The organism is Streptomyces chisholmiae (assembly GCF_031845445.1).
In the GTDB taxonomy this organism is placed as follows: domain Bacteria; phylum Actinomycetota; class Actinomycetes; order Streptomycetales; family Streptomycetaceae; genus Streptomyces; species Streptomyces chisholmiae.
In genome coordinates this window covers 1-25304 of the sequence record NZ_JAVREO010000007.1, presented here as the reverse complement: position 1 = coordinate 25304, position 25304 = coordinate 1, and the positions used below count along the sequence as shown (strand labels likewise).

Sequence of the window (25304 nt, the reverse complement as noted above, 5' to 3'; positions counted from 1 at the left end):
GGCCGACGGCCAACTCCCCATTCGGCAGGCACGGTCGGCGACACGGCCGATCACGATGGCACGGCCACACCCGGTCCGGACACGACCAGGCCTACGCGCGGTCGGACCTGGCCGCGAGGCCGCCCACGATCAGGTCGGTCAGTGCGGTGCCCGCGCCGTCGACGGTGACCCGCTCCCGGTTCAGCTCGGCGGCGAGCGCTTCGGCCGCGCCCAACACGCCGACGCGGTACAGCCGGGGGGCCTCGGGCGGGCGGCCGGAGCAGGGCCGCGGTGCGGCGGCTATCAGGTCCGTGTAGCTGTCGAGCATCTCGTGCTGGACCGCCTCCATCGCCGGATTCCCCTTCACCGCGGCGGAGACGGCGGCGAACTCGGGCATGTCGGTGGCGCAGGCGAAGTAGGCGGCGCTGACGACGCGGGCGACCTCGTCAACGGTGGGCCCGGCGGCCTGCAACGCCCGTGCGACCACGGCTCGGTGGCGGTCGTCGAGTCGTCGAGCCGTCGAGCCGTCGGTAGAGGGCGAGCAGGAGGCCGGGGCGCGTACCGAAGTGGTCGTAGGTGATCGGCCGGCTGACCCCGGCCTCCTCCGCGAGGGTGACCAGCGTCAGGCCGTCGGCGCCCCGGATGCGCACGATCGCCACGGCGACGTCGAGCAGTTACTCCCGCCTGGCCTGCCGGGACAGGCGGGTCGGTGTGGTGGCCATGGCCTCTCCCTTGCGTCGTGCCACAGGTTAGGCTACAAAAAGTAAGCTACAAAGTGTAGTTTCATGGGCGTGAGGGGAAACCACAGTGGAGCAGTCGCAATCGGTACTGATCCTGGGCGGTACGGGCCAGGCGGGCGGGGACGCCGCGGCGCTCCTGCGCCGCTGGCACCCGACGCTGCCGCTGACGATCGCGGGCCGGGACCTCGACCGCGCGCGGCGGATGGCCGACGCACTCGGCGCCGCCACCGCCGTGACCGTCGACCTGCGGCGCGGCGATCTCGGTCTGCCGGGAGACCACCGCTCCTCGGCGGTGGTCGCCGCGCTGTGGGACGACCGCCTGAACGGGCTGCGCTACGCGCAGGACCGCGGGTTGCCCTACCTCAGCATCTCCAGCGGTCTGGTGGAGATCGCCCCCGAGGTCGTCGCGAGCGCCCAGCGAGCGGACGCCGCGCCGGTCCTGGTGGCCAGCCACTACTGCGCCGGGGCAGCCGTCCTCGCGGCGCTGGGCGCGGCCCGGGAGCTCGACCGGATCGACACCATCCGGATCAGCGCCGTACTGGACGCGTCGGACACCGGCGGACCCGCGGGACGAGCGGATCTGGAGCGGTGGTCCACCGCCACCTCGGCGGGGCTGGTGCGTCGTGACGGCGTCTTCACCTGGATCGACGGCTCCGCCGCCCAGGCGGAGGTGACCAGCGTCGACGGAACCGTGCTGCCCGGCCAGAGCATCGCCGTCCTCGACGTGCCAAGCCTCGCCCACGCGACGGGCGCGCCCAACGTCCGCTTCGACTTCGCGGTGGGTGAGTCCGCGGGCCGCCGCCGCGGCGCACCCGCTTCCTTCGAGGTCCGGATCGACCTCGAAGGCGCCGATCCGGCCGGCGCACCGCTGAGCACGAGTCGCTACCTCGTCCACCCGGCGGGGCAGCGCCCCTTGACGGCACTGGGCATCGCCCTCGGGGTCGAGCGGCTGCTGGGGCTGCGCGGCGAAGCCGCCCGGCCGGGTATCCACACCCCCGAAGCACTGGTCGACCCGACCTACGCGGTCGAGCGGCTGCTGGAGATCGGCGCTGCCTTCGTCAACCCGCGGGTCAACAGCTGAGCGCCCTGCCAACGTGCCCGTTCCTGCCGATCAGGCGGCCCCGCTCGCGCTGGCGGTGATCGTGGTGCCGCGCGTCCTGCTGGACCGTTACCGGGCCACGCAGCATGGGCCCGGGTGAGGAACCTCCCGGCACCCGCCCGACGGTAGGTGCCGCGGCCACGTCTTCCTCCGCGCACTGCCACCACCGCGGCTCTACTCATCTGGCCGGAGCTTGAGCCGCCCCCCTCACAGAGGGAACGGCCGGTACGCCAGAGCCTGGTCGACTACCTCATCAGCAGAAAGCTCCCGCTCCCGCGGCCAGAAGATCAAGCCGCTGACATGACCAGACGGGCACGCCAGGGCCCTGTCCAGCCTGTCCAGCCAGCCGTCCACCTCGTCGTCCGAGGCGTAGTCCGCGTCCATGATCCGCCGCACGAGCGCGACCGCCTGCGCCCGACTCATCTCCCCGGCACTCATCACGTCCCTCCACCGAGTCACCCTAACGGGACACGTGATCGCCCGAACGGTCCCAGTCGAGGGCCCTGAGGACCACCGGCTACTCGGCCGACCAGCCCGTACCCCACCTGAGCGGCCCGGGTCCGGGCATGGCCGCCGCCCGGAACTGGCTGTACGCGCTGAACGCGGAGCTGGCCGACGCGGGCGTCTACGCGGGCACCCTCACCGTCGCCGCGCTCGTCCTGCACAGTGAGGCGGCCGAGCTGGCGATCGGCGACCAGGACGCGCCGGCGCCGGACGGCCACCTCGCGGACTTCCCCACTGTGCACCCGGACCAACTCGCCGATCACTACTGGGACATGTACACCAGGCGCGACCGCGTCGAACAGGCCCACCCGGTGGAGCTGACCCCGACCCCCACGCCCACCTGGCGCCCGTTGAGCGGCGTCGGCGCGTAACCGCGCGGCGCCGCGTGGGGCGGTTCCCTCAGAGGTTCCGCAGTGGGTGACGGTCGACGGGCCACCCGGCCGTCCCGGCGGTGGGGGCCCGCTCCGCGCCCGCCGGGCTGGCGGTGGTCCGGGCCGGTGGACGGGGCGACATCACGCGGGAGCGCCGAGCGGCGGGTGCTCGAGCACGCGGGGCTTGTACTCCACCAGTTGGATACGGCCGTCGAAGGTGCGGTGCTCGGTCATCTCAAGGGCGACGTCCGGATAGCCGTCGTAGATGCGTTCCGCGCCCGTGGCCCCGGTGATCACCGGGAACATCACGACCCGGAAGCGGTCCACGAGTCCGGCGCGCAGCAGGGACCGGGACAGGCTCAGGCTGCCGATCGTGCTGAGCAGGCCCGAACCGCTCGCCTTCATGGCGCGGACCGCCTCGACGGCGTCGTCGCGGACGAGCGTGGAGTTGGCCCACGTCAGCGGCTCCTCAAGGGAGGAGGAGAACACCACCTTGGGCGCCTGCGTGAGCTCGTCGACGGACGCCTCTTCCTCGGGCCTGAAGTCGTCCTGACCGTCCGGGACCTGGCCGGCGGCGAAGCCCGACATCAGGCGGTAGGTGTTCGCTCCCATCAGGTGGGTGACCTTGGGCTGCTCGCCGAGCCACGCGAGGTACTCCGGGCCCTCCAGGCCCCAGAACCCGGGCCAGCCCTCTCCCGACGCGTAGCCGTCGAGGGAGGTGATGAAGTCGACGAGAAGCTCCGACATGGCGGGGTCCTTTCGTAGGGCGTCACGGCGTCACAAGCTCTGACCGGCCGGCGGCCACGAACTCATCGGCCGCGGTTCACCACGCGTCGGCGGGCTCCCTCCCTTCTCTCGTCCTCCTGGTTCGCCGCCCGGCTCGCGGAAGACCAGCACGTCCTCGTGCACGACGAGGCACCGGTCGCGCCGACGGGCGGGGAACGCGGGCAGCAACAGCTCCCCGTCGCCGACCGGTACGAGGAGGGCCGCGCACCGCTCGCTGAGCGGCAGGCCGGCGCGCCGGCCCAGGGTCCAAACCGCGCCGGGCAGGTCAACCAGCTCCCCGTAGGCGTGCCAGGGGCGGAGTGTGACCAGCAGCGTTCCTCCCGGGCGCAGAAGCGGACGCATCCGGCGGAGCAGGCGGGAGAACGTGAACAGCTCACGGTCCGCGCCGGCTCGGACGAGCTGTCCGAGGTGACTCGGTGGGCCGCTGACCGGGCCGGTGGGGTCGCCGCGTCCCGCCGGGGGTGGGTGGTGGGGCATGGCGATGACGATCAGCGCGACCCTCTCGGATAGCACCCGCTCCAGCCGGTCGACATCGTGTCCGCTGACCACGACGGCGTCGCGCCGGGCCCGCGCCGGGCCCGCGGCTCGGCGGAGGTTGGTCTGGGCGGCTTCGGCCTGGGGCCGGGACCGCGCCATTCCGATGGCTCCGCGCCCGAGCCGGACGGCTTCGGCCAGGGCGGCGCCGGAGGCACACCGCGGGTCGAGCACCAGCTCGCCGGGCCGGGTGTAGTGGCGGACGGCGTGCGCGACGATGGCGGGGAAGGTCGTGCCGGGAGGTGGTGAGCCGTCCGGAAGGTGGGGGCTTCGGAATCCGGTGGTGGCGCGGGAGGGCATGGTGTTCCACACCGAGTACGGCATGCCGGCGGGTCTCCTCAGGTGGTGCTCAGGCGGGGGGTGAAGACCAGCAGGTCGGTGTGGATGGTCCGGTGTCGTCGCGCGTTGGCCGCGGGCTCGTCGACGGGCGTGTCGTCCGTGGGTTCCAGCTCGGTGGGCCGGGCGGTGGTGTGGGCGACGACGATGTGTCGGCGGTAGAAGAAGCCCACGCTGCGGGCGCTGGCGATCAGAACCGGGCACGAATCGATCAACTCCGCGCTGGCCGCGTGCTGTTGCCGGCAGGCGACGACGAGGGTGCCGGTGGAGTCGTGGAGCAGTCGATAGGTCCGGTGGAAGAAGCCGGCGAGCGCCAGGTGACTCTCGCGGACGCGGTCGACGAGGTCACGCGCCAGTTCGGGCGTCACCTGGGACAGGACCAGCGGCGCGCCCCGTCGGATGGCGTGATCGCAGGACGCCCGCAGGTAGGTGCTCTCCCGGACGCCGAGGCCGTTGTCCCGCACGTCCAGCCGGAGCAGCGGGGTCTCCGTGGCCCGCCGGCCGGGTGGGGTGCACTCGGCGCGGAGCCGCCGCACGGCCCACGGGGGCAGCAGCGAACCGGCGTTCGCCGCGGGCTGCTCGACGGCCCGCGGCCGCGTCTGGTGTGGGAGCGGAGCGAACCAGACGGACGTCTGGCGCTGGCCGGCCGATCGCGGCCGGGGGACTCGTGGTGCGCACATGGGGAACGTGCCACCGGGGCGTACGGGTGCTGACACCCCTTGATAGAGGACACGCGTCCTGGCCCGTGCCGGATCAGAGGCCTGATTCGCCCGGCCGCAGCAGCGATCGGTGCCGGTCAGTCGCGTGTTCGCCAGCACCGAACCAACGGCGGACGGGCACCCGTCCGCGCAGCTCGTGCTGTTCGTGCGCGTGGTCGCACACTGCCGCGGACGGGCGCCGAATCGTTGGGCTCGACGCCTCGCGCTGCCAGCGGCGCCGGCCACGGGAGGCACACGGTGCACGACTTGATCCTTGGGCTCGTAGTGGCGCGGTGCGGTACGAGCGCGGTACTCACCTCCCCTCTGGCCGAAGGTTGTCGGTGTGGTTCACCTGCTAGCCGCCGAAGGCGTGTCTGAGTGCTTCGTCGAGTAGCTCCCGCAGGGCGGAGGAGGTCGGTGCGACGGCGGTGGCGAGCAGTGCGGGACCGCCGGCCAGGGGCGCGAGGACGGCACAGCCGTCCTCGGCCCCTTCACGGAGGAGGATGGGGGGACGCCCGTCGTCCAGCTCTGGGCCCACGAGGAGAAGTTGACCGACGGCACGGTGTCCGGCCAGGACCGCGGGGCCGTCCCATCCAGGCGCTGGATCCCCGTAGGCGGTGCGCTGGTCGAGCAGCGGGCGTCCGGCGCGGTGGACCCGGATCCGGGTGACCAGATGACCGGGTTCCTCGCCGGCTCTGCCCAGAATCTGCTCCTCGCGCAGCAGCAGTCGGGATGTCGAGGCGAGATTGACGGTATAGGTCTGGTGCAGGTTGCTGCCGGCGGCGCTGATCAGTGGTTGGGGCAGCCAGCGCAGGCGGGCGTGCTCCCCGGCGGTCAGCCGTACGTGGTAGGTGGCCGGCGCGGTGGTGGGGCCGCGGAGGGCGAGCGTGGCGGCGGCGGTGGTGACGTCCAGTTCGGCGCGGTCCTCGGCGGTGATGTCCAGGGCGAGTCGGTCGCCGCCGAGCGGGGCGCTCATCGCCCCGATGATTCCCACCGTGGCGGCCTTCTCGCTGGTACGCATGCGTCGGAGGTGGAACGGGCCGTCGCTGCTCAGTTGCGGGAGTGTGGTGACGCGCCCGTTGTACGTGGCGCGGATGCGGGCAGTGGCCCGCACAGCGTCCGGGTGTCCGCAGGGCTCCGCGCTGTCGACGGCGGGAACGCCAGGGTTGAAGCCGGTCCTGGGCCCGGCGAGTGGGGTGCCCGTGCTCATGTCGACGCCTTCGCCCGCCACCGGGTGAGGTGTCCGGTGACCCAGTCGGCGATCTCGTGGATGCCGTCGGCGGAGGTGAGGCTGGTGAAGATGACGGGGAGGTCGCCGCGCTGCCGCTTGGCGTCGGCGGCCATGACGGCGAGGTCGGCGCCGACATGTGGGGCGAGGTCGGTCTTGTTGACGACGAGGAGGTCGGCGGTGGTGATGCCGGGGCCGCCCTTGCGTGGAATGTCGTCCCCGCTGGAGACGTCGATGACGAAGATCTGCGTGTCGACGAGGCCGCGGGAGAAGGTCGCGGTGAGGTTGTCGCCGCCGGACTCCACCAGCACGAGGTCCAGTGGTCCGGTGCGGTCCTCCAGCTCCTCGACCGCCTCCAGGTTGGCCGAGATGTCGTCCCGGATCGCGGTGTGCGGGCAGGCGCCGGTCTCCACCGCGGCGATCCGCTCGGCCGGCAGCACCGCGTTCCGCAGCAGGAAGTCGGCGTCCTCCCTGGTGTAGATGTCGTTGGTGACCACGGCGATGGCCAGCCGGTCGCGGAGCGCCCGGCAGAGCGCGGCCACGGTGGCGGTCTTGCCGGAGCCGACCGGGCCGCCGAGCCCGATCCGCAGCGCGCGCCGGCTGCCGTCGGGGCGGTGCGGGCCGGCGGCTGAGTAGCTGTGGCGCTGCGGGTAGCGCTCGGGGTGGTCCAGGTGCATGGAAACTCCAGGGGGCGGGGGTCGGTTCAGGAGGCGAAGAGCCGCACGGTCCAGGCGGCGTGCTGCTCCGCGGTGATATCCAGGAGCGGGGAGGATGCCGACGGCAGGGCGCCGAGGCCCTCGGTGGCCGCCCGGGCCGCCGCGTCGTCAGCGGCCGCGGCGACCGCGTCCACCTCTTCGCTGAGGCGTGCCAGCAGCCGCGAGGCGTCAAGCGGGTCGAGGCTGAGCAGGCGCACCGCCGCGGTCGCCGGGCCGCTGATGCTCTCGTACGCCGCGGCGCAGGCCGCGTCCATCGGGGTGAGAGCCGCGGCCCGGGCGGCCAGGCCCTGGACGATGGGTTGGTGGGCACCCTGGGGTCGCGCGGCGGCCAGGCGGTCGAGTTCGGTGGACGGGAAGGTGGCGCGAGCCGCTCGCATCATCTGCCGCCCGAGCCGGCGGGCCACGGCACGCAGGGCCGGGACCGGGGTGCGCGCGTCGGCGGCGTCGTCCAGGAGCAGCGGGTCGCATCCGGTGGCTGCCGCGGCGGCCAGGCCGGCCGCGGTCAGGCCGGTGGTGTGCAGGCGCCCGCGACAGAGGGCTTCGAGGCTGGCACTGTCGTGGACGGCTTCGCGTGCGACGGCGGCTTCAACACCGCCGGAGTGGGCGTACCCGCCGGCGGGGAAACGGCCGTCGGCCAGCAGGAGCAGGGAAGCACGGCTCATGGGCGCACGGCTGCCTTTCGCGGGGTCGGACGGTGCCGTGGTCCGGACCGGCTGTCGGCCGGCCGGGCCACGGCCACAGGGACGAGGTTCACCATCGGACGAAGCCGGTCTCAGAAGAGGAAGTACCGCTGTGCCATCGGGACTTCGCTCACGTAGGTGCGCGGCACGGTCGCTCCGTTGAGTTCCGTGCGGACGTCCCCTGTCGTCGCCCCGCCGATGGTGACCTCGAAGCTGTCGTGGTCGACATGGAGACTTTCCGGCACCATGTCGTTCAGCTTCATGTCGGCCTTTGTCACGTCCCGGATGTCCGCCGAGATGTCCACGAACTCCTTGGCGAGACCGGGCCCTGAGGTCTCCGCCGCTGGGGCGTTCCCGTCGCTGTCCTGGAGGGTGAGGACGGTCGGGTTGAGCTTGGCGGCCACGCCCGGGGCCACGAAGTTGTACGAGTTTCCCAGCGGGGCGCGGCCCGTCGCGCCCCAGACCGGCCGTGGCAGGTAGGGCTGCGGTGTCGTGATCGACGCGTTGGCGTCGCCCACCTGTGCGTAGGCGAGCTGCCCGCCCTTGAGGACCATGTGCATCTTGACGCCGAAGAACTTGGGCTCCCAGAGCACCAAGTCGGCGAGCTTCCCGGTCTCCACGGAACCGACATGGCCGTCGATGCCGTGGGTGATCGCCGGATTGATCGTGTACTTGGCGACGTACCGGCGGGCCCGGTAGTTGTCGTTCGGGGCCAGCGGGTCAGCGTTGTGCGCGTGCCTACTGACCTGCTCCGCGTCGTCGGCGATCGGGTGGATCCGCGCATGGGCGAGGTCCTCCGGCAGGGGGCCGTAACGGGATTTCATGACGTGCGCGGTCTGCCAGGTGCGCATGATCATTTCGCCGATGCGTCCCATCGCCTGGGCGTCGGAGGACATCATCGAGATGGCGCCCATGTCGTGCAGGAGATCCTCCGCGGCCATGGTGGACGGGCGGATCCGGGAGTCCGCGAAGGCCATGTCCGCCGGAGAATCCGGGTTGAGGTGGTGGCAGACCACCATCATGTCGATATGTTCCTTGACGGTGTTCACCGTCAGGGGTCGCGTCGGGTTGGTCGAGGCGGGCAGGACGTTCGTCTCCTTGACCAGCTCGATCATGTCCGGGGCGTGTCCACCTCCGGCACCCTCGACATGGAAGATGTGCACGGAACGCGCCTTGCCGTCCTTGGTGAAGGCGGCGCGCGTGCTGTCCAGGAAACCGGACTCGTTCAGCGAGTCGGCGTGCAGGGCGAGCTGGACCTGACGGTCCTCGCACACCTCCAGCGCCGCGTCGATCACGGCGGGCGTGGCACCCCAGTCCTCGTGGACCTTGAAACCGATGACGCCGGCGTCGACCTGCTCGTTGAGGGCTTCGGTGCTGACCGTGCTGCCCTTGCCGAGCAGGCCGATGTTGACCGGATACGCGTCCAGGCTCTTGAAGAGCCGGGTGATGTGCCACTCGCCCGGGGTCACCGTGGTGGCCGTGCTGCCCTCGGCCGGGCCTGTGCCGCCGCCGATGAGGGTGGTCACGCCCGAGGCGAGGGCCTCGTGGATCTGCTCCGGGCAGATGAAATGGACGTGGGTGTCCACGCCGCCCGCGGTGAGGATCCGCCCGTTGCCGGTGATGACCTCGGTGTTCGGGCCGACCACGAAATTCGTCGGCTTCGCCGTCTCCGGCAGGGTGGCGCCTGGGAGCTCACGGCGCGGCATCTCGAACTCCGCGTCCGGGATCGGGTCCATGGTCTCGGGGTTGTACGCCTTGCCGATAGCCTCGATCTTCCCGCCGCGAAGACCGACGTCGGCCTTGACCACCCCCCACCAGTCCAGGATCAACGCCCCGGTGATGACCGTGTCCACGGGGGTGCGGCCTTCGGCGTCCCCGCCTCTGGGAATGTGGGACATGCCCATCGACTCGCGGATCACCTTGCCGCCGCCGAAGATCATCTCGTTGCCGCTGTGCTGTGGGCCACCGCTCCAGTCCGCCTCGACCTCGACGGTCAGGGCGGTGTCGGCCAGCCGGACGCGGTCCTTGGTGGTCGGCCCGTACAAGGTGGCGTACTCGGCGCGCTTCAGCAGGTTGCTCGCCTGGGTCTTCGGCCTGTCCACGGGCCCGGTGCTGGACGGAGTACCCGAGTTGGTGCTCACTGGTACGTCACCTCGCGCAGCCCCTTGACCTGTCGATCCCCCTGGATCTCCACCAGCTCGACGCAGCACTCGTCGCCCGGTTCGAAGCGCACGGACGTACCCGCGGCGATGTTCAGCCGCCGCAGCTGGGCCGCCGCGCAGTCCCGCAGTTCCTGAGGCGGCCCGGACTCCGGACCGGGAGGAACCTCGACCCTGAGGACCTTCAGCCCGGGGTTGACCTCGGCGAAGTGATAGTGGGAACCGACCTGGATGGGACGGTCCGACATGTTCTTCACCCTGATCCTGGTCCGGCCCGCACCCGGCAACTCGGTGGCGTCCTCCTGCAGGTCCGCGTTGAACTCGATCGCCTTGTACCAGGACGCCGCTTCCTGCTCCCGGCACTTGCCACCGCACGAACCGTTGCCGGTGCCGCCGTCGCAGTCGACCGGGCAACTCGGCCTGCGTGGCGGCGACGGGTGTTCCACCTTGCCGGGATGCACCGCGGGCACCTCTGCCGCCTCCGGGAAGGGGTCGTGGATGGTGACCAGCTTGGTGCCGTCCGGGAAGGTAGCCTCCACCTGCACGTCCTTGATCATCTCCGGGACGCCGGCCATCACCTCCTCCCGATCGAACAACTGCCGACCCGAATCCATCACGTCGCTGACCGTCTTGCCGGCGCGTGCCTGCTCGAAGACGTGCACCGTCAGCAGGGCCATCACCTCGGGATAGTTGAGGAGAAGTCCACTGTCACGGCGCCGCTGAGCCACGTCAGCCGCCACATGGATCAGCAAGCGTTCCTGCTCATGCGGGGTCAAATGCACTGAGCCGTTTCCGTTTCTCTGGAGCGGACAGGGGGTGCGGCCGGGCATGCCGAAGGGCACGAAGGACGTTCCGGCGAGACGCCCGGCACGCGTCGATCTTTCAGCGCGAGAACCCGTCGGGTGGGCCACGGATCGGATCGCGTACACGATCAGGTGATCCCGGAGGCGAACGGGGTGCGGTGCCCGCCCCGCCGTGCACAGGGGCCGGCCGCACGGTGCCGCCGCTCTGTCGCGGGAGAGTCTTTTTCGTGATGTGCCAGAGCTCCCCCACGACGCCGGCGTTCGTTCTTGTGCAGGTCAGCACCCTGTTCGCCAGCGGCGTGGCGTGGTGGTCGCGCGGCGGTGGCGCGGTGGTGGGCAGGGGGCGGTCGGGGGGTGGTGGTCGGGTGGGGCGGAGGTGGTGGGGGTGGTTGGGAGGGATGGCGGTGTTCGTGCAGCACCGATCGCTGTTGGAGGCGTTCATGCACCGTCGTCGGGTTCGTGGTCCGCGGGTTGTGGCCGAGGTGGGGGCGAGGTTCTCGCCGTTGGAAGAGGTGGACCGGGGGTTTCTGGAGTTGGGGCGCCGGGCGGGGGCGCCGGTGCGGTTGCCGTTGCCGGCGGAGGAGGGGCCGGGGTTGCCGGTGGACGCGTTGCGGGTGGAGTTGGCGCACGCGGCGACGACGCCTGAGCGGCGGGCCCGGATCTGGGGGGCGGCCGTGCGGCGGGCGCAGGGGGATGGTGAGCCGTGGGTGACGGTGGTGGTGGGGTTCGCGGTGCCGGTGTTGCGGCGGGTGGTGTCCCGGATTCCGCGGGGGGTCGTGGAGCGGGGTGAGGTGGAGCAGGAGATGTTGGCGGCCGTGGTGGCGGCGGTGCGGGCGGTCGATCCGGCCGGCGCGGGGGTGGATCGGGAGTTGTTCCGGGCGGCGGATCGGGCGGCGCATCGTGCCGCCTATGCGGCGCGGCGGCGGGCCGAGACGACGGCCGCGGGGGCGGCGGTGGATCGGCCGGTGCCGGAGGCGGCTGCCGGGGTGGTGGCGGGCGATGAGTACGGGGTGCTGCGGGAGGCGGTGCGTGCGGGGGCGTTGACCTGTCGGCAGGCGCGGTTGATCGGGCGGACGCGGGTGGGGGGTGAGTCGATGACGGCGTTGGCGCACGAGTGGCGGGCCAGTCGTCGGCAGCTGTACCGGTACCGGGAGCAGGCGGAGCGGGGGCTGGTCGCCTACCTGGCGAGGTCGTGGCGATAACGGCTGTGACCTGGGGTTTGGCACACCGTGGGGTGCTGTTTCCCTATTGGGATCGAGGGCCCGGGCGTCGGGCTTCTCCTCTCGTTCCCGGTGGCGGTCAGGTTCCTGGCTGGTGCTGACGACCGAGTCCATCCCGCTGCTTTCTCCTCGTTGATGGGAGGTGCGTGCCGGCGGGGCGTGGGCTTGGCCGTCGCCGGGGGCGGGGGCCTGGTCCGTTGGTTCTGGTTGTGCTCTCGGGAGGCGTCGTGTGCTGTTCGCGTTCGTCGGCGATGTGCTGGCGGCACCGTCTCGCGCTGGCCGTGCCGGTGGCCGGGGTGTGGGTGGTGACGGTCGGGGTGGGGCTGGCGCGGGCGGCGGAGGCGTCGCTTGAGGCGGTGGTGACCAACCTGATCACCTGGATCGCCGGGATCGTGGCCCTGTTGGCGACGTTGTTCCTGACGGTGGGTGGCCTGCGGTATCTGATGGCGGGGGGTGATCCGGGCGAGGTCGAGTCGGCGAAGCGGGCGTTGCGGGCGGCTGCGATCGGCTACGGCATCGTCGTGCTGGCGCCGGTGTTGGTGGCGGTGCTCAGGGGCATCGTGGGGGACGAGTGAGCCGGTGGGGGTGCGCGCCGCTGGTGGGGTGGGTGTCGGCGGTGGTGGCCGGTTGGGCGGGGGCGCCGACCGCGGGGGCCCGTCCGGTGACGGTGCCGGGCCACCCTCGGGAGCCGGAGCCGGAGCCGGAGCCAGGGCCCGAGCCAGGGCCGGAGCCGGCGCCGGTCGAACCGCCAGGCGAGCCGCCAGCTGTGGAGGGCCCGGGTGAGCCGGCGCCGGCCGAAGGCCCGGAGGTGGGGACGCCGGGGCCGTCCCCCTCGGCCGAGGAGTTGGGGGACCTGCCGGCCGAGGGGGATGGCGGCGGGGGCGGGTTCGGGTGGTTGGGCGACTGGTTCGGCGGCCTGTTCGGCGGCGGCGTGTTCGATCTGCCGGGCATGGTCACCGACGCGCTGCTGGCGTTCGTCGCCGAGCTGGTGGAGGCGGCCGGCGAGCCGTTTCTCAGCCTGTTGGGTGAGACGCTGCTGACCACGCCGGACCTGTCGGGGCATTCGGTGCTGGTCGACATGTGGACGACGTCGTGGGGCGTGGCCCTCGGTTCCTATGTGCTGCTGGTGGTGGCCGGCGGGCTGACGTTGATGGGCTACGAGACGGTGCAGACCCGGTACGCGCTCAAGCAGATCGCGCCGCGCCTGGTGCTCGGTCTGGTGGCCTCCGGCCTGTCGCTGCTGGTGGTCGGGCACGGCGTCGAGCTGTCCAACGCCCTGTCCGCCGCGATCCTGGGCGGTGGTCTCCTCGACGGCGGCGGCCCGGCCCTGGCGCGGATGCTGATGGGAGACACGCTCGGCGGCGGCAACCCAGCCCATCTCCTCATCCTGGCGTTGGTGTTGGTGGTCCTGGTCGCGTCCGTGCTGGTCGGCTATCTGGTGCGGATCGCGGTGGTGGCGCTGCTGGCGGTCTGCGGTCCGCTGGCGTTGTCCTGTCACGGATTGCCGCAGACCGAGGGCGTGGCGACGCTGTGGTGGCGCGGGTTGGGCGGTGCGCTGCTGATCCAGGTGGCGCAGTCGGCCGCGCTGGCGATGGGGGTTCGGCTGTTCCTGGCGCCGGGGAACTCGCTGCTGGTCGGCCGGGCGGGCCAGTTGGAGACGTTGTTGTCCGCGCTGTGCCTGTTCTGGGTGCTGTGGAAGATTCCCGGTTGGGTGGTGCAGGTCATCCTGCGGGGGACGCCGGTGTCCATGCCGCACGCGCCGGCCCCGGTGCGGGCGCTGCGCGGGGTGGCCATGGCGATGCTGCTCTACCGGTATCTGCCGGGCCGACCCGGAGCGGCGGGCCGAGCCGGAGCCGCGGGCGCTGCCCCTCCCCCGTCTCCTCCGGGTGGCGGGTTGGGGCGGCGGCCCGGTCCGCCGCGCGGCCCGCGCCCGCCGACCGCCCCTGCCCCGGTGTCGTTCGGCCCCGCCGCCGCGCGTCCGCACGGCGCCGCCCCGCGGCCGGTGATCCCCCGGCCGCGGGTCCAGCGCGGCGACGCGCCGCCGAACCCGCCACCGGCCCCGCCGGCGGCCGCCCTCCCACCTCCCGCGCAGGCGAAGCCCAGACCCTCGCCGCCGGCCGGGCCCGGTCTCTTCCGACCGCCGGTCGTCGAGGATCCGCCGCCGACCCGCCGGGCCCCCGCTCCGCTCCCTCCTCCTCGGCCGCTCTTCCGGGAGCCGGCCGAGGACACCGACCGCGCCAAGAATCCACCGGAAAGGCCTGAGCGATGAGCCACCCCGTACGTATCCCCGCGGACATCGAGCGGGCGGACCGCGTGCTGGGTCCGCTGACCGCGCGGCAGACCGCGATCGTCGGTTGCGGCGGCCTGCTGCTGTACGGCGCCTACTGGGCCGGCCGGCCGGTGGTCGACGTGCGGCTGTTCCTCGCGCTGGCCGTGCCGTTGGCCGGCGCCGTGGTCGCCGTCGCGCTCGGGCGCCGCGAAGGCATCACCATGGATCGGTTCGTGCTGGCCGGTCTCGTCCACGCCGGCAGCGCCAAGAGGATGGTGCACGCCCCCGAGGGGGTACCCGCGCTGCCGAGCTTCCTGAACAGGTCCCTCACCCGGTCCGCGGGCCCCCCACCGGCCGCCGATCCGGCGGTGCCGTGCCGTGGAGTGGACGGGGCTGGCCTGTTGGACCTCGGGGACGGCGGGCAGGCCGCGCTCGCCGCGTGTTCGACGGTGAACTTCGGGCTGCGCAGTGCGTCCGAGCAGGCGGTGCTGACCGGTTCGTTCGGCCGGTGGTTGAACTCGCTGACCGGTCCGACCCAGATCGTGGTGCGCTCGCGGCCGGTGGACCTGTCGCCGGCCACCGAGGCGGTACGCGGGGCCGCCCACGGGCTGGGGCACCCCGCTCTGGTGCGCGCCGCCCAGGCCCATGCCGACTTCCTCGGGCAGCTGGGTGGAGAGCGCGAAGTCCTGCGGCGCCAGGAGGTCCTGTTGGTCAGTCGCGAGGAGGGGCGCCGGGCGTTCGCCGACCGGCGCGTCCGGCAACGACTCGGGGAGGCGGCCGAGGCCCTCGCCGGCGCCGACCTCGACGTCCAGCCCCTGGGCGCCGAACGGGTCACCGCCACGCTCCGGGAGACGTGCGACCCGACGCCGCCCGCACTTCCGAAGGACGGTGGGCCGCGTTGACCGGTCTGCTGCGACGACTTCGTCGACGGCCCGAGGCGGTCTCGGCACGGGGCCTGCTCCAGCCGGTGGGCCCGCGGGCGATCCAGGTGGGCGCGCACCAGGTCACCACGGCGGGCGGCGTGGCCCGGACGCTGGTGGTGACCGGCTACCCGGCCGAGGCCAACCCCGGCTGGCTGGCTCCGCTGCTCAACCATCCCGGGCGGCTGGATGTCGCCCTGCACATCGAGCCGGTGCCCACCGGGGTCGCCGCGTCGCGGTTGCGGAAGCAGCGGGCGCGGCTGGAGTCGGCCCGCCGGGCCGCAGTGCGTGGTGGGCACCTGGACGACCCGGAGGGTGAGGCCGCCGCGGCCGACGCCGCCGAGCTGGCCTACCGCGTCGCCCGCGGGGAGTCCCGGCTCTTTCGCGTCGGGCTGTATGTGACCGTGCACGCGCCGGACGAGGAGGCGTTGGCGGAGGAGGTGGCCTCGGTGCGGGCGGTGGCCGAGTCGCTGTTGCTGACGGTGGAGCCGACCACGTTCCGGGCGCTCGCCGGCTGGCTGGCCACCCGTCCGCTCGGCCTGGACCCGCTGCGGGTGCGCCGCACCGTGGACACCATCGCGCTGACCTCGTTCTTCCCGTTCGCCAGCCCGGACATCCCGCACACCGCCGACCACGAGGCGGGCGGTGGCGGCGTGCTGTACGGGGTGAACGCGCTCTCCCGCACCCCGGTCTTCTGGAACCGTTTCGCCCGGAGCCTGGACAACTACAACTCGGTCACCCTGGCCCGCTCCGGGGCCGGCAAGTCCTACCAGACGAAGCTGGAGTTGCTGCGGCTGCTGTTCACCGGGGCCCGGGCGGCGGTGATCGACCCGGAGGACGAGTACGTGCGGCTGGCCGAGGCGGTCGGCGGGCACACCGTGCGGCTCGGCGCGGGCGCCCGGATCAACCCGTTCGACCTGCCGGCACCGGACCCGGCCGACGGCCTCCAGGGCCTGGTCCGCAAGGTGCTCTTCCTGCACGGCTTCCTCGCCGTCCTGCTGGGCGCCGAACCGGACGCGGCGCGCACGGCCGTCCTGGACCAGGCGCTGTTGCTGACCTACGAGCGGGCCGGCATCACGCCCGACGTGTCCACGTTCAACAACCCGCCCCCCACCCTCGGCGACCTGCACCAGGTGCTGGGCGAGCATCCCAGCCCGGCCGCGCGGGAGTTGGCCGACCAGCTGGTGCCGTATGTCTCCGGCTCGCACGCACAGCTGTTCAACGGCCCCAGCAGCGGCCAGCTGTCCGGACACCACCTGTTGGTGTTCGCCGTCCGGCACCTGCCGGAGGAGGTGCGGGCGCCGGCGATGGTGCTGGCCCTGGACGCCGTGTGGCGCCGCGTCACCACCGGGCCCCGGCGGCGACACCTCGTGGTGGTGGACGAGGCGTGGCTGCTGATGCGGGAGCGGGAGGGCGCCCGCTTCCTGCTGCGGTTGGCGAAGTCGGGCCGCAGGTACTGGTGCAGCCTTTCGCTGGTCACCCAGGACGCCGACGACGTGCTGACCTCGCCGCTGGGCCGGGCGATCGTCTCCAACGCCGCCACCCAGCTGCTGCTGCGGCAGTCCGCGCAGGCCATCGACCAGATCACCGAGACCTTCCTCCTCTCCCGGGGCGAGCGCGACTTCCTGCTGACCGCCCGCAGGGGCGAGACGCTGCTCCTGGCCGGCCACCGCCACCGGGCCGCGGTCACCGCCGTGGCCGCCGGCCACGAACACCACCTGGTCACCACCGACCCCGCCGAACTCGCCGCCCGCGAGGCCGAGCAGGAGGTGGCGGAGCGGTGACCGCGCCCGACTGGCTCACCACCTACCTGGTCGACCCCGTGGCGGTGTGGCCGGCCGTCGCCGAGCACGCCCGCTCGGCGCTGGCCGAGCACCGGGCGCCGCTGACCGCGCTGCCTGCCGCGACGCTGACGGTCATCGGCGGCCGGGCGCTGCTGGCCCGGTGGCGGGCGCGGCGGCTGGCCAGGGGTGGGCGGTGCGTCGTCGTCCAGGCGCCGCCCCGGGTGGACGAGCACGGCGCCGAAGTGTTGTGGTCCTCCCTGTCCGGGCTACTGCGCCCCTGGTGGCACCGGCTCCTGGCCGGCCAGCCGCATGTGGCGTTCGAGTACGCCTGGACGCGGGAGGGCATGACCATCCGCCTGTGGGTGCCGAGGTGCGTGCCGGTCGGGCTGGTGCGGCAGGCCGTGCACGCGGCCTGGCCGGGTGCCCACACCGTCGTCGTCCCGGCCGCGCCCCCGGTCCCGGCCGGCCAGGCGGCGCGGGGCGGCCGGCTGCGGCTGGCCCGCTCGGAGGTGCTGCCGCTGCGCACCGCCCACCGCAACGACCCGCTGCGCGCCCTGCTGCAGGCGGCCGCCGGGCTGCGCGGGGCGGAGCGGGCGGTCGTCCAGGTGCTGGCCCGGCCGGCCACCGGGCGGCGTCGTGGCCGGACCAGGCGCGCCGCCCGCGTCCTCAAGACCGGGCGGACCCAGCCCCTGCGGGGTCTGCGCGGGACCCTGGCGCAGGCCACCCATCGTCCCCAACCGGGGCTGGAGGTGCGGCAGGACGCCGAACACTCCGGCGCGGTGCGGCAGGCGGCGGAGAAGCTCTCCGGCTCGCTGTGGGCGGTCTCGCTCCTGTACGCGGTCAGCGCGCCGCCCGGGCCGGACGCGCGGCGGCGGGCGAGGGCCAGGGCGCACGCCCTCGCCTCGTCGTTCGGTCTCTACACCGCCCGCAACTGGCTGGTCCGCGCCCGACTTCCCCGCCCCCACCGGCACCTGGCGCGGCGGCACCTCCCCCGGCGGGCGGCACTGTTGTCCGTTCCCGAACTGGCCACGCTGGCGCATCTGCCCACCGACCCGGACGCCCCGGGGCTGGCCAGGGCCGGGGCCCGTTCCCTGCCGCCGCCGCCCGGCATCCCCGCCCCCGCACCGGATGCCCGGCCCTTGGGGCGCGGCGACACCGACGCCCGGCGCCACGTGGCGCTGGCCACCGGCGACGCCCGCCACCACCTGCACCTGATGGGTGCCACCGGCTCGGGGAAGTCCACCCTCATCACCAACCTGGCCCTGGACGATGTCCGGCACGGCCGCGGGCTGCTCGTCGTCGACCCCAAGGGCGACCTCGTCACCGACCTGTTGGACCGCCTGCCGGCGGAGTGCGGCTCCCGGCTCACCCTCATCGACCCCGACGACCCGCGGCCGCCACCCTGCCTCAACGTCCTCGAAGGCCAGGACACCGACGTCGTCGTGGACAACGCCACCAGCGTCTTCCGCAAGATCCACCACGCCTTCTGGGGCCCGCGCACCGACGACCTGATGCGCGGCTGCTGCCTGACCCTGGTACGCCACCGCGCCGCCACCGGCCAGCCGGTCACCCTCGCCGACATCCCGCGCCTGCTCGCCGAACCCGCCTACCGTCTCCGCGTCACCGCCGGCGTGCGCGACCCGGTCCTGCGCGGCTTCTGGGCCGGGTACGACGCCCTGTCCGAACCCGCCCGCCAGGCCGTCACCGCGCCCCTGCTCAACAAACTCCGCGCGCTGCTCCTGCGGGACTTCGCCCGCCGCGCCATCGCACACGGCCCCTCCACCGCCGACCTCTCCGACGTGCTGGACGGCGGCATCCTCCTCGCCCGCCTGCCCAAGGGCTCCCTCGGCGAGGAGACCGCCCGCCTCCTGGGCTCCTTCCTCCTCGCCCAGACCTGGCAGGCCGCCACCGCCCGGGCCCGCCGCCCCGAGCACGCCCGCATCGACGCCTCCGTCTACCTCGACGAATGCCACAACTTCCTCCACCTCCCCTACCCCCTGGAGGAGATGCTCGCCGAGGCGCGCGGCTACCGCGTGAGCTTCAACCTGGCCCACCAACACCTCGCCCAACTCCCCACCGAGCTGCGCGAGGCCATCTCCACCAACGCCCGCAACAAGGTGTTCTTCGCCGCCTCCCCCGAGGACGCCCGCCACCTCGAACACCACACCCAGCCCGGCCTGGCGGCCCACGACCTCACCCACCTCGGCCGCCACCGGGTAGCCGCCCGGCTCCTCGTCCAGCACACCCCCACCGCCGCGTTCACCCTCACCACCCACCCGGCGGCCGCGCGCGTCCCCGGACGCGCCGACCAGCTCCGCGCCCTCGCCAACCAGGGCGCCACTCCCCCGCCCACGACCCGGGAGGCGACCTCATCCACCCCCACCCCCGCTCCATCCCCCGCGCCGCCCTCCAGCGCCAACGCCCCCACGCCGCCCGCGACACCGCCGCGCTCGCCCGCCGCGTGACGCCCCGCGACCTGTGGCTGCTGGAGATGCTCCACGAGCACCGCGTGCTGACCTCACACCACATCACCGCCCTGTGGCACACCGCCCACCGCGTCACCAACCGCCGGCTGCGTCAACTCCACCAACTCCACGTTCTCGACTCCTTCCGCCCCCTCACCCCCCGCGGCTCCGCCCCCGAGCACTACACCCTCGGCCGCCGCGGCGCCGCCCTGCTCGCCGCGCGCTGGGCCACCGACGTCAAACACCTGAGCTGGCGCCCGGACAGCACCGCCCGCACCGCCTTCTCCCCCACCCTCGAACACGACCTCGCCACCACCACCCTCCTCACCTCCCTGGCCGCCACCCACCACCACGACCCGCACCGCCAACTCACCCTCTGGCTCTCCGCCCGCTCCGCCGCCCGCCTCTGGGGCGACCACGCCCGACCGGATGCCTACGCCCACTGGCAACACGACACCACCGTGCTGCCGTTCTTCCTCGAACACGACACCGGCAGCGAAACCCTCCGCCGCGTCGAAGCCAAACTCGCCGGCTACGCCGCCCTCCCCACCACCACCCCCGTCCTCATCCACACCCCGTCCCCCGCCCGCGAAGCCCACCTCCACCAGCGCCTCGCCCCCACCGCCCGACACGAGAACCTGCCGGTGGCCACCGCGCACCACCCCCACGCCTGGCTCCCCCTCAACCCGCCCAGCCGCGACCGCCTCACCCTCGATCAACTCGCCCACCACTGGCCGCACCTCACCCCGGCCCTGACCCCGGAGCAGGCCGAACACCTCCCCGCCGAGGGCAGGCCCCAGTGGCGCCCCGTCCCGCCGCTCCCACTCACCGTTCGGTGAAGAAGGCCATCGGCGCCGCCCTCGCCGCCACGCTCACCCTGGTCATCGCCACCGCCGCCGGCATCACCGGCCTCTTCCAACAAGCCACCCGAGCCGGGACACCCGCGCCGCCCAGCCGCGCCGCGCTCGACGACATCCCACCCACCTACCTGGCCCTCTACCACCAGGCCGCCACCGAATGCCCGGGGCTCCCCTGGACCGTGCTGGCCGCCATCGGCAAGGTCGAGACCGACCACGGCCGCCACCCCACCATGGTCTCCACCGCCGGCGCCATCGGCCCGATGCAGTTCCTCCCCAGCACCTTCGTCCGCTACGACCAGCCCGTCCCGCCCGGCGGCTCCGACCCACCCACCCCCTGGGACCCCGTCAACGCCATCCACGCCGCCGCCCGCCTCCTCTGCGCCCACGGCGCACGCCACGGCGCCGACCTCGAACGCGCCATCTGGCACTACAACCACGCCGACTGGTACGTCGACCAGGTCCTGGACCAGGCGGACCAGTACGCCGCCCGCCACGAACCCAGCGGCACCGCCCCCGCGCCGAGCCGCCAGGCCGCCATCGCCCTCGCCTACGCCCGCGCCCAACTCGGCCTCCCCTACCAGTGGGGCGGCAACGGCCCGGCCGCCGGCGACCCGGGCTTCGACTGCTCCGGCCTCACCCAGGCTGCCTACGCCCAAGCCGGCATCCCCCTCCCCCGCGTCGCCCATGACCAGCACGCCCACGGCCCCCAACTCCCGCCGGACACACCCCTGCTGGCCGGCGACCTCGTCTTCTACGGCACCCCCGACCACATCCACCACGTCGGCGTCTACATCGGCAACGGCCACATGATCAACGCCCCGAACCCAGACGCACTCATCCGCGAGGAGCCCTACCGCTACCCGGGCGACGACTACCTGGGAGCCACCCGACCCTGGGCGTCCCACCCCACCGGGACCTGAACATGCGCACGGCGAGAAGGAAGAGTCGGTGAACGAACTCATTTGCTGACCGATGCGAAGGCTTCCTGCTTCACCTCGGCGCCAGCGCCCCTGATGCTCATCGGCGGCGTCTCCCTCGAAACCATTCGACGAGAATACCGGTGTCCGATCTCCTTGCCGGCGGCACCAGAGATCTTGGACGATTGAACAGCGCAATGGATATGACTGAGAGAAGGCACGCGAAGAACACCATGAAGGCCACGATCGTGAACGGTCCGATCGACTCACTTACCAGCTCATCCCACACCAGGATGCACCAAATGGACTCGACCCCTACGAGTGTTACGGGCAGGGCGCGAACAGCCGCCCGTCGACTTCGAGGCTTACTGAGATAGAAGTAAGTGTTCTCCGCTACCTCGACAGCTGGAACGGAGCGGATTGGGCGGTTCTTCCACAAGCCCACTATGAGCCAGTTACCCAAACCCACGAAGAAGACACCCATGAACACAAGCACGATCAACAAAGGGGGAACCTTTCAGATGAGGCTTGAGTCTCACGCTACAACCAGCCCGCCACCGCGCCCCGGGCCCTGCCAGCGACGTTACCAACGGCCGGAGAGGTAAAGAAGCCAACCCCGGCCCCACCAAAACCCCTGCCCGGCGCCGATGATGGCCCGTAGCACTCCAACCGTAGATCGTGATCTCGTGAGTTGGGGGCGCCGCTGGCACGCCACGGCCACCATGGACCATCTCGACGAGACCGGCCGCGCCATCGGCGGCGTCCATCCTTCTCTGCCTACGTGAGGCCGCCGAGACGAAGGGCGTCCTCGATCTCGCTGAGCTTCGCGGACGGCAGGACGCCCGCCCGCCCAATCAGGTCTTCCCTGGCCAGGGTGACCAGCCAAGTGCAAGGGATGAGGCCGGGACGGGGAAGCGCGACTCTCAGGACGCCTTCGAGGGGCAGTCCTTCGGGAGCACCTACCGCCACCTCAACGGCCACGCCGCTGATATCGGTGCCCGCGGGAGCGACGACCTGCATCGCCAGGAAACCGGACGCCTCATCTCCCGAAAGCAGCACGACTGCCCGCTGCTCGTCAAAGTTCGCCCACCAGACTTCGCCACGTCACACATGTCCTCCTGCTACGAGACGGCGCGCCAGCGTCGCCCTTCCGACCACCGCCTACTCCCGGATCAGATCGCGATGTTGGCTGGTCAGGGCCGGTGAGAAGACGGCTGCGGCCACCGATGACCATCGTGAACCGTGTGGACAAACGAAGATCACAAGATGGCCACCGCTTACAGCGTAGACCTGCCCGGTGGCAGAAGACGTTCGAGGGGAGCGGAGCGAGCTGTCGCAACGTCAGGTTCGTTCGCCAGTAGGCCGTGACGGCAGCACTCGGTCCTCCAGGGGCAGACTCCACGGCCGGCCTCGGTGGACCGCATCTGCTCCATCGCGTCGGAGCGTGGTCAGCAGTGTGCCGGAGCAGCGCGGGCCCGGCCCCGCGAACGGGGTTATCCAGGACGGCTCCGATGCCGTGATCACACTTGCCACATCGTGATTTTCACTCAGGCCGGCGCTCGCTCAGGAGCATGCCCACAGCTACGCTGATCGGGGCAGTCCGCAGTGAGCAGAACCGGGGGGAAACCGTGAACCGACCTCTGCTGTTCCTCGACGTGGACGGGCCGCTCAACCCCTATGCGGCCAAGCCGGAGAGGCGTCCCGACGGCTACACCACACTCCGAGTCCCCCGGAACGACGCCCATCAAGACGACAGGGGCCTATCGTCCCGACGACGTCCCCTGCGAGTCTGGCTCAACCCGCAGCACGGACGAATCCTGCTCCAGCTCGGCTTCGAGCTGTGCTGGGCCACCACATGGATGCACGACGCCAACCGGTGGATCGCACCGGTCCTCGGCCTTCCGGAACTTCCCTTCGTGGACTTCGGCGACGCCCTGCTCCAAGAACGCCCTGATGGGGTGCACTGGAAGACCGGACCGCTAGTGGACTACGCAGGCGGCCGCCCTTTCGCCTGGGTGGACGACGAGCAGGGCGAGCTGGATCAGGCCTACGTGACCGCGCACCACCAAGGGCCTGGACTCCTCCACCACATCAACCCGCGGGCCGGCCTCCGGGAGCACGACTTCCACACGCTCGCCGACTTCGCCCGGTCCGTGGGCACCTCACGAACCGCCGGCTGAGCACCTCGCCAGCTCTGCAAACGGCTCCGTACTCGGAGCCAAGATCTTTGCGGGACAGCCCATAGACACAGGGACGGCCCAAGCGCCGCGACTGTGCCAGCCGGCGAGGGGGCGGGAGTCTGCACTGGTTCCGGCACGGTCGTGCGTCGGCTCACGCCGAGGGGCCGGGGACGCTGTTCCACCGCGCGCTGTCGTGGCTTCGACGACACCGCGTGCCGCCGGGGGTTGTTCAGCCATCCCGTGAGCGATCACGTTGGGGAGGGGTCGCCCCGGGGGATGCCACTGATGGTCCGCGGGTTCCCGCTCCCGCGCTTCGGAAGGGACATGCGTCTTGTCTGCGTCGCCCGTGTTTCGTAACTACGCCGAGATCATCCTCGACGGCCTGAACGACGAGCCGGGCCACCCGGTCGTGGTGGCCGGTACGCGCCGTCTCACCGCTGCCGAGTTCCGTTCCCTGGTCTACCGAATGGCACGTGTGCTGCGGGAGCGCGGCGTCGGTCCGGGGCGGACGGTGACGCTGTTGTGCGGGAACCTTCCCGAGACGATTGCCGTGCGCTATGCCGTCAACCTGCTGGGCGCGCACTTCAACCACCTCTACAACCGGCTCGGGACCGATGTGCAGGCGGCGATGATGGCCGACGTCGAGACCCACGCCCTCGTCGTCGACCCGCGCCTCGCCGGGCGAGCCGCCGAACTGATCCGGGCTGTGCCCCCGATGGCACACGTCCTACTCCTGGGCGACGACCCCGAAGACGTGCGCGCGCGGGGTGACAGCACACCGGGAGGCCTCGGCGACGACCTCCTCGCTCTCGCCGGGAAACAGCCGGGCGCCCCGTTGCCGAGCGGTGCGCGACCCGATGACCTCTGCTTCATCCGGCACTCGGGCGGGACGACCGGCCACCCCAAGGGGGTGCGGAGCACGTTCGGCCGGATGCAGGCAGGTATCGCCCTGACTCGGCAGCTGTTCAGCGGCACCGGTCGCCGGGACCTGGTGTGCACGCCGTTGTCCCACGCCGCCGGGTTCATCGCGGACGGCACCCTCTCCGCCGGGGGCACGGTCGTGCTCCACTACGCCTTCGACCCGGCCGACATCCTGGCCACGATCGAACGTGAGCGGATCACCAACATGATGCTGCTGCCCCCGCTGCTGTACCAGCTCCTCGACCACCCGGACGTCGAGCAGGCCGACACCTCCAGCCTCCGCCAGCTCACCTACGGCGGCACCCCTTCCTCGCCGGTGCGCATCTCCGAGGCCGTGCGCCGCTTCGGGCCCGTGCTCCAGCAGGGGTACGGGCAGTTCGAGGCCGGCGCGGTGAGCGTGCTGTCCGCCGCCGAACACGACCCCAACCGCCCCGACCTTCTGCGCACCGCAGGGCGGCCGGTGCCCGGGGTCGAGGTCGAGATCCGCGACGAGGCGGGCCGGGTACTGCCGGTGGGTGAGGTCGGCGAGATCTGTGTCCGCTCCGAGCAGGTGATGGAGGGCTACTGGAAGAGCCCCGGACTCACCGCTCAGGTCCTGCGCGACGGATGGCTGCACACCGGCGACCTCGGCCTGCTGGACGCTCACGGCTACCTGCGCGTCGTCGACCGGATCAGAGACATGATCGTGGTGGTCGGCGGCCACGTGTACACCACCGAACTGGAGGACTTCCTCAACACGCACCCCGCCGTGCGCCAGAGCGCGGTCTACGGTGTGAAGGGCGACAGCGGCCACGAACGCGTCCACGCCACCGTCTGCACCGATCCCGCCGTCGCCGTCACCGCGGACGACCTGCGGACCTGGGTGAGCGAAGGGCGCGGCGCCATGTACGAGCCCGACCACATCGACTTCACCGAAGCACTGCCCCTCACGGACGCGGGCAAGCCGGACAAGAAGCTGTTGCGGCGACGCGGTGCCCAGGCGGGCAACCAGCTCACGTAGGTCCCTGCCCCTCACCTGGCGGTGCTCCCACCGATTGGTGGGAGCACCGCCACGCGGTCTGCTATCGAGGTGCCGGAACCGGGGCGCTGCCTCTGGTGGGTGGGTCGGGCGGGTTGACGCGGTAGCCGCGCGGTG

General features: G+C 72.4%; 23 protein-coding genes and 3 pseudogenes. 12 read left to right on the top strand and 14 right to left on the bottom strand.

The window, feature by feature from the left end; all coding sequences use genetic code 11:
- Nucleotides 1–91: 91 nt before the first annotated feature.
- Nucleotides 92–466 (bottom strand): hypothetical protein, encoded by a 375-nt coding sequence (locus RM844_RS13205; protein WP_311667303.1) that lies wholly within the window; start codon nucleotides 464–466, stop codon nucleotides 92–94.
- The gene (locus RM844_RS13200) at nucleotides 426–629 is read right to left on the bottom strand and encodes a helix-turn-helix domain-containing protein (RefSeq protein ID WP_311667618.1); all 204 of its coding nucleotides are present in this window, start codon (nucleotides 627–629) and stop codon (nucleotides 426–428) included. The genes RM844_RS13205 and RM844_RS13200 overlap by 41 nt, the downstream gene beginning before the upstream one ends.
- A 157-nt stretch (nucleotides 630–786) precedes the next feature.
- Between RM844_RS13200 and RM844_RS13195 the strand changes: the two genes are divergently transcribed.
- A complete protein-coding gene (locus tag RM844_RS13195; protein ID WP_311667302.1) occupies nucleotides 787–1800 on the top strand; it encodes a saccharopine dehydrogenase in 1014 nt (337 codons plus the stop codon).
- 225 nt (nucleotides 1801–2025) lie between these two features.
- On the opposite strand, the gene RM844_RS13190 is transcribed toward RM844_RS13195, so the two are convergent.
- Entirely contained in the window at nucleotides 2026–2256 is a 231-nt protein-coding gene (locus tag RM844_RS13190; RefSeq protein ID WP_311667301.1) for an e9imm peptide, read from the bottom strand.
- A gap of 128 nt (nucleotides 2257–2384) precedes the next feature.
- Between RM844_RS13190 and RM844_RS13185 the strand changes: the two genes are divergently transcribed.
- Nucleotides 2385–2693 carry a hypothetical protein gene (locus RM844_RS13185; protein WP_311667300.1) on the top strand — a complete coding sequence of 103 codons (309 nt, stop codon included), beginning with the start codon at nucleotides 2385–2387 and terminating at the stop codon, nucleotides 2691–2693.
- A 141-nt stretch (nucleotides 2694–2834) separates the two neighbouring features.
- Here the strand turns inward: RM844_RS13185 and RM844_RS13180 are convergent, their stop codons facing one another.
- The 9 genes and pseudogenes from RM844_RS13180 to RM844_RS13140 form a co-directional block, all read right to left on the bottom strand.
- Nucleotides 2835–3440: a dihydrofolate reductase family protein gene (locus tag RM844_RS13180; protein ID WP_311667299.1), complete on the bottom strand. Its 606-nt coding sequence runs from the start codon at nucleotides 3438–3440 to the stop codon at nucleotides 2835–2837.
- A gap of 30 nt (nucleotides 3441–3470) precedes the next feature.
- Nucleotides 3471–4337 carry a hypothetical protein gene (locus RM844_RS13175; RefSeq protein WP_311667298.1) on the bottom strand — a complete coding sequence of 289 codons (867 nt, stop codon included), beginning with the start codon at nucleotides 4335–4337 and terminating at the stop codon, nucleotides 3471–3473.
- 14 nt (nucleotides 4338–4351) lie between these two features.
- Nucleotides 4352–5029, bottom strand: coding sequence for a hypothetical protein (locus tag RM844_RS13170; protein ID WP_311667297.1), 678 nt, complete (start codon nucleotides 5027–5029; stop codon nucleotides 4352–4354).
- Nucleotides 5030–5402: 373 nt separating this feature from the next.
- Nucleotides 5403–6257 (bottom strand): urease accessory protein UreD, encoded by an 855-nt coding sequence (locus RM844_RS13165; RefSeq protein WP_394814497.1) that lies wholly within the window; start codon nucleotides 6255–6257, stop codon nucleotides 5403–5405.
- Nucleotides 6254–6952, bottom strand: a complete 699-nt coding sequence (gene ureG, locus RM844_RS13160) for an urease accessory protein UreG (RefSeq protein WP_311667295.1) — start codon at nucleotides 6950–6952, stop codon at nucleotides 6254–6256. Before ureG ends, RM844_RS13165 begins: the two co-directional genes overlap by 4 nt.
- 26 nt (nucleotides 6953–6978) lie before the next feature.
- The gene (locus RM844_RS13155) at nucleotides 6979–7653 is read right to left on the bottom strand and encodes an urease accessory protein UreF (protein WP_311667294.1); all 675 of its coding nucleotides are present in this window, start codon (nucleotides 7651–7653) and stop codon (nucleotides 6979–6981) included.
- Between the two features lie 110 nt (nucleotides 7654–7763).
- The gene (locus RM844_RS13150) at nucleotides 7764–9773 is read right to left on the bottom strand and encodes an urease subunit alpha (RefSeq protein WP_311667293.1); all 2010 of its coding nucleotides are present in this window, start codon (nucleotides 9771–9773) and stop codon (nucleotides 7764–7766) included.
- 35 nt (nucleotides 9774–9808) lie between these two features.
- A complete protein-coding gene (locus RM844_RS13145) occupies nucleotides 9809–10276 on the bottom strand; it encodes an urease subunit beta (protein ID WP_311667617.1) in 468 nt (155 codons plus the stop codon).
- Between the two features lie 42 nt (nucleotides 10277–10318).
- Nucleotides 10319–10612: pseudogene (locus RM844_RS13140) on the bottom strand (urease subunit gamma); the annotation flags it as partial.
- A gap of 533 nt (nucleotides 10613–11145) precedes the next feature.
- Here RM844_RS13140 and RM844_RS13135 point away from each other — a divergent pair.
- The 8 genes from RM844_RS13135 to RM844_RS13100 all read left to right on the top strand — a co-directional run bounded on the left by RM844_RS13135 (nucleotide 11146) and on the right by RM844_RS13100 (nucleotide 21071).
- Nucleotides 11146–11835 carry a hypothetical protein gene (locus RM844_RS13135; RefSeq protein WP_311667616.1) on the top strand — a complete coding sequence of 230 codons (690 nt, stop codon included), beginning with the start codon at nucleotides 11146–11148 and terminating at the stop codon, nucleotides 11833–11835.
- A gap of 245 nt (nucleotides 11836–12080) precedes the next feature.
- Entirely contained in the window at nucleotides 12081–12428 is a 348-nt protein-coding gene (locus RM844_RS13130; protein ID WP_311667292.1) for a pilin, read from the top strand.
- Nucleotides 12429–12661: 233 nt separating this feature from the next.
- The gene (locus tag RM844_RS13125; RefSeq protein ID WP_311667291.1) at nucleotides 12662–14122 is read left to right on the top strand and encodes a hypothetical protein; all 1461 of its coding nucleotides are present in this window, start codon (nucleotides 12662–12664) and stop codon (nucleotides 14120–14122) included.
- Entirely contained in the window at nucleotides 14119–15024 is a 906-nt protein-coding gene (locus RM844_RS13120) for a PrgI family protein (protein ID WP_311667290.1), read from the top strand. Before RM844_RS13125 ends, RM844_RS13120 begins: the two co-directional genes overlap by 4 nt.
- Nucleotides 15021–16826, top strand: coding sequence for a VirB4 family type IV secretion system protein (locus RM844_RS13115; protein ID WP_311667289.1), 1806 nt, complete (start codon nucleotides 15021–15023; stop codon nucleotides 16824–16826). Before RM844_RS13120 ends, RM844_RS13115 begins: the two co-directional genes overlap by 4 nt.
- Nucleotides 16823–19291 carry a type IV secretory system conjugative DNA transfer family protein gene (locus RM844_RS13110; protein WP_311667288.1) on the top strand — a complete coding sequence of 823 codons (2469 nt, stop codon included), beginning with the start codon at nucleotides 16823–16825 and terminating at the stop codon, nucleotides 19289–19291. The genes RM844_RS13115 and RM844_RS13110 overlap by 4 nt, the downstream gene beginning before the upstream one ends.
- The gene (locus RM844_RS13105; protein WP_311667287.1) at nucleotides 19288–20130 is read left to right on the top strand and encodes a replication-relaxation family protein; all 843 of its coding nucleotides are present in this window, start codon (nucleotides 19288–19290) and stop codon (nucleotides 20128–20130) included. Before RM844_RS13110 ends, RM844_RS13105 begins: the two co-directional genes overlap by 4 nt.
- The gene (locus tag RM844_RS13100) at nucleotides 20127–21071 is read left to right on the top strand and encodes a C40 family peptidase (protein WP_311667286.1); all 945 of its coding nucleotides are present in this window, start codon (nucleotides 20127–20129) and stop codon (nucleotides 21069–21071) included. The genes RM844_RS13105 and RM844_RS13100 overlap by 4 nt, the downstream gene beginning before the upstream one ends.
- A gap of 774 nt (nucleotides 21072–21845) precedes the next feature.
- On the opposite strand, the pseudogene RM844_RS13095 reads toward RM844_RS13100, so the two are convergent.
- Both RM844_RS13095 and RM844_RS13090 read right to left on the bottom strand, forming a co-directional pair.
- A pseudogene (locus RM844_RS13095) lies at nucleotides 21846–22160 on the bottom strand (type II toxin-antitoxin system PemK/MazF family toxin); the annotation flags it as partial.
- A gap of 226 nt (nucleotides 22161–22386) precedes the next feature.
- Nucleotides 22387–22601 (bottom strand): annotated as a pseudogene (locus RM844_RS13090) (IS5/IS1182 family transposase); the annotation flags it as partial.
- Nucleotides 22602–22696: 95 nt separating this feature from the next.
- Between RM844_RS13090 and RM844_RS13085 the strand changes: the two are divergent.
- On the top strand, nucleotides 22697–23248 hold the full coding sequence (locus tag RM844_RS13085) for a hypothetical protein (RefSeq protein WP_311667284.1): 552 nt from the start codon (nucleotides 22697–22699) through the stop codon (nucleotides 23246–23248).
- Between the two features lie 331 nt (nucleotides 23249–23579).
- Entirely contained in the window at nucleotides 23580–25169 is a 1590-nt protein-coding gene (locus tag RM844_RS13080; RefSeq protein ID WP_311667283.1) for an AMP-binding protein, read from the top strand.
- The last annotated feature ends 135 nt before the right edge of the window (nucleotides 25170–25304 follow it).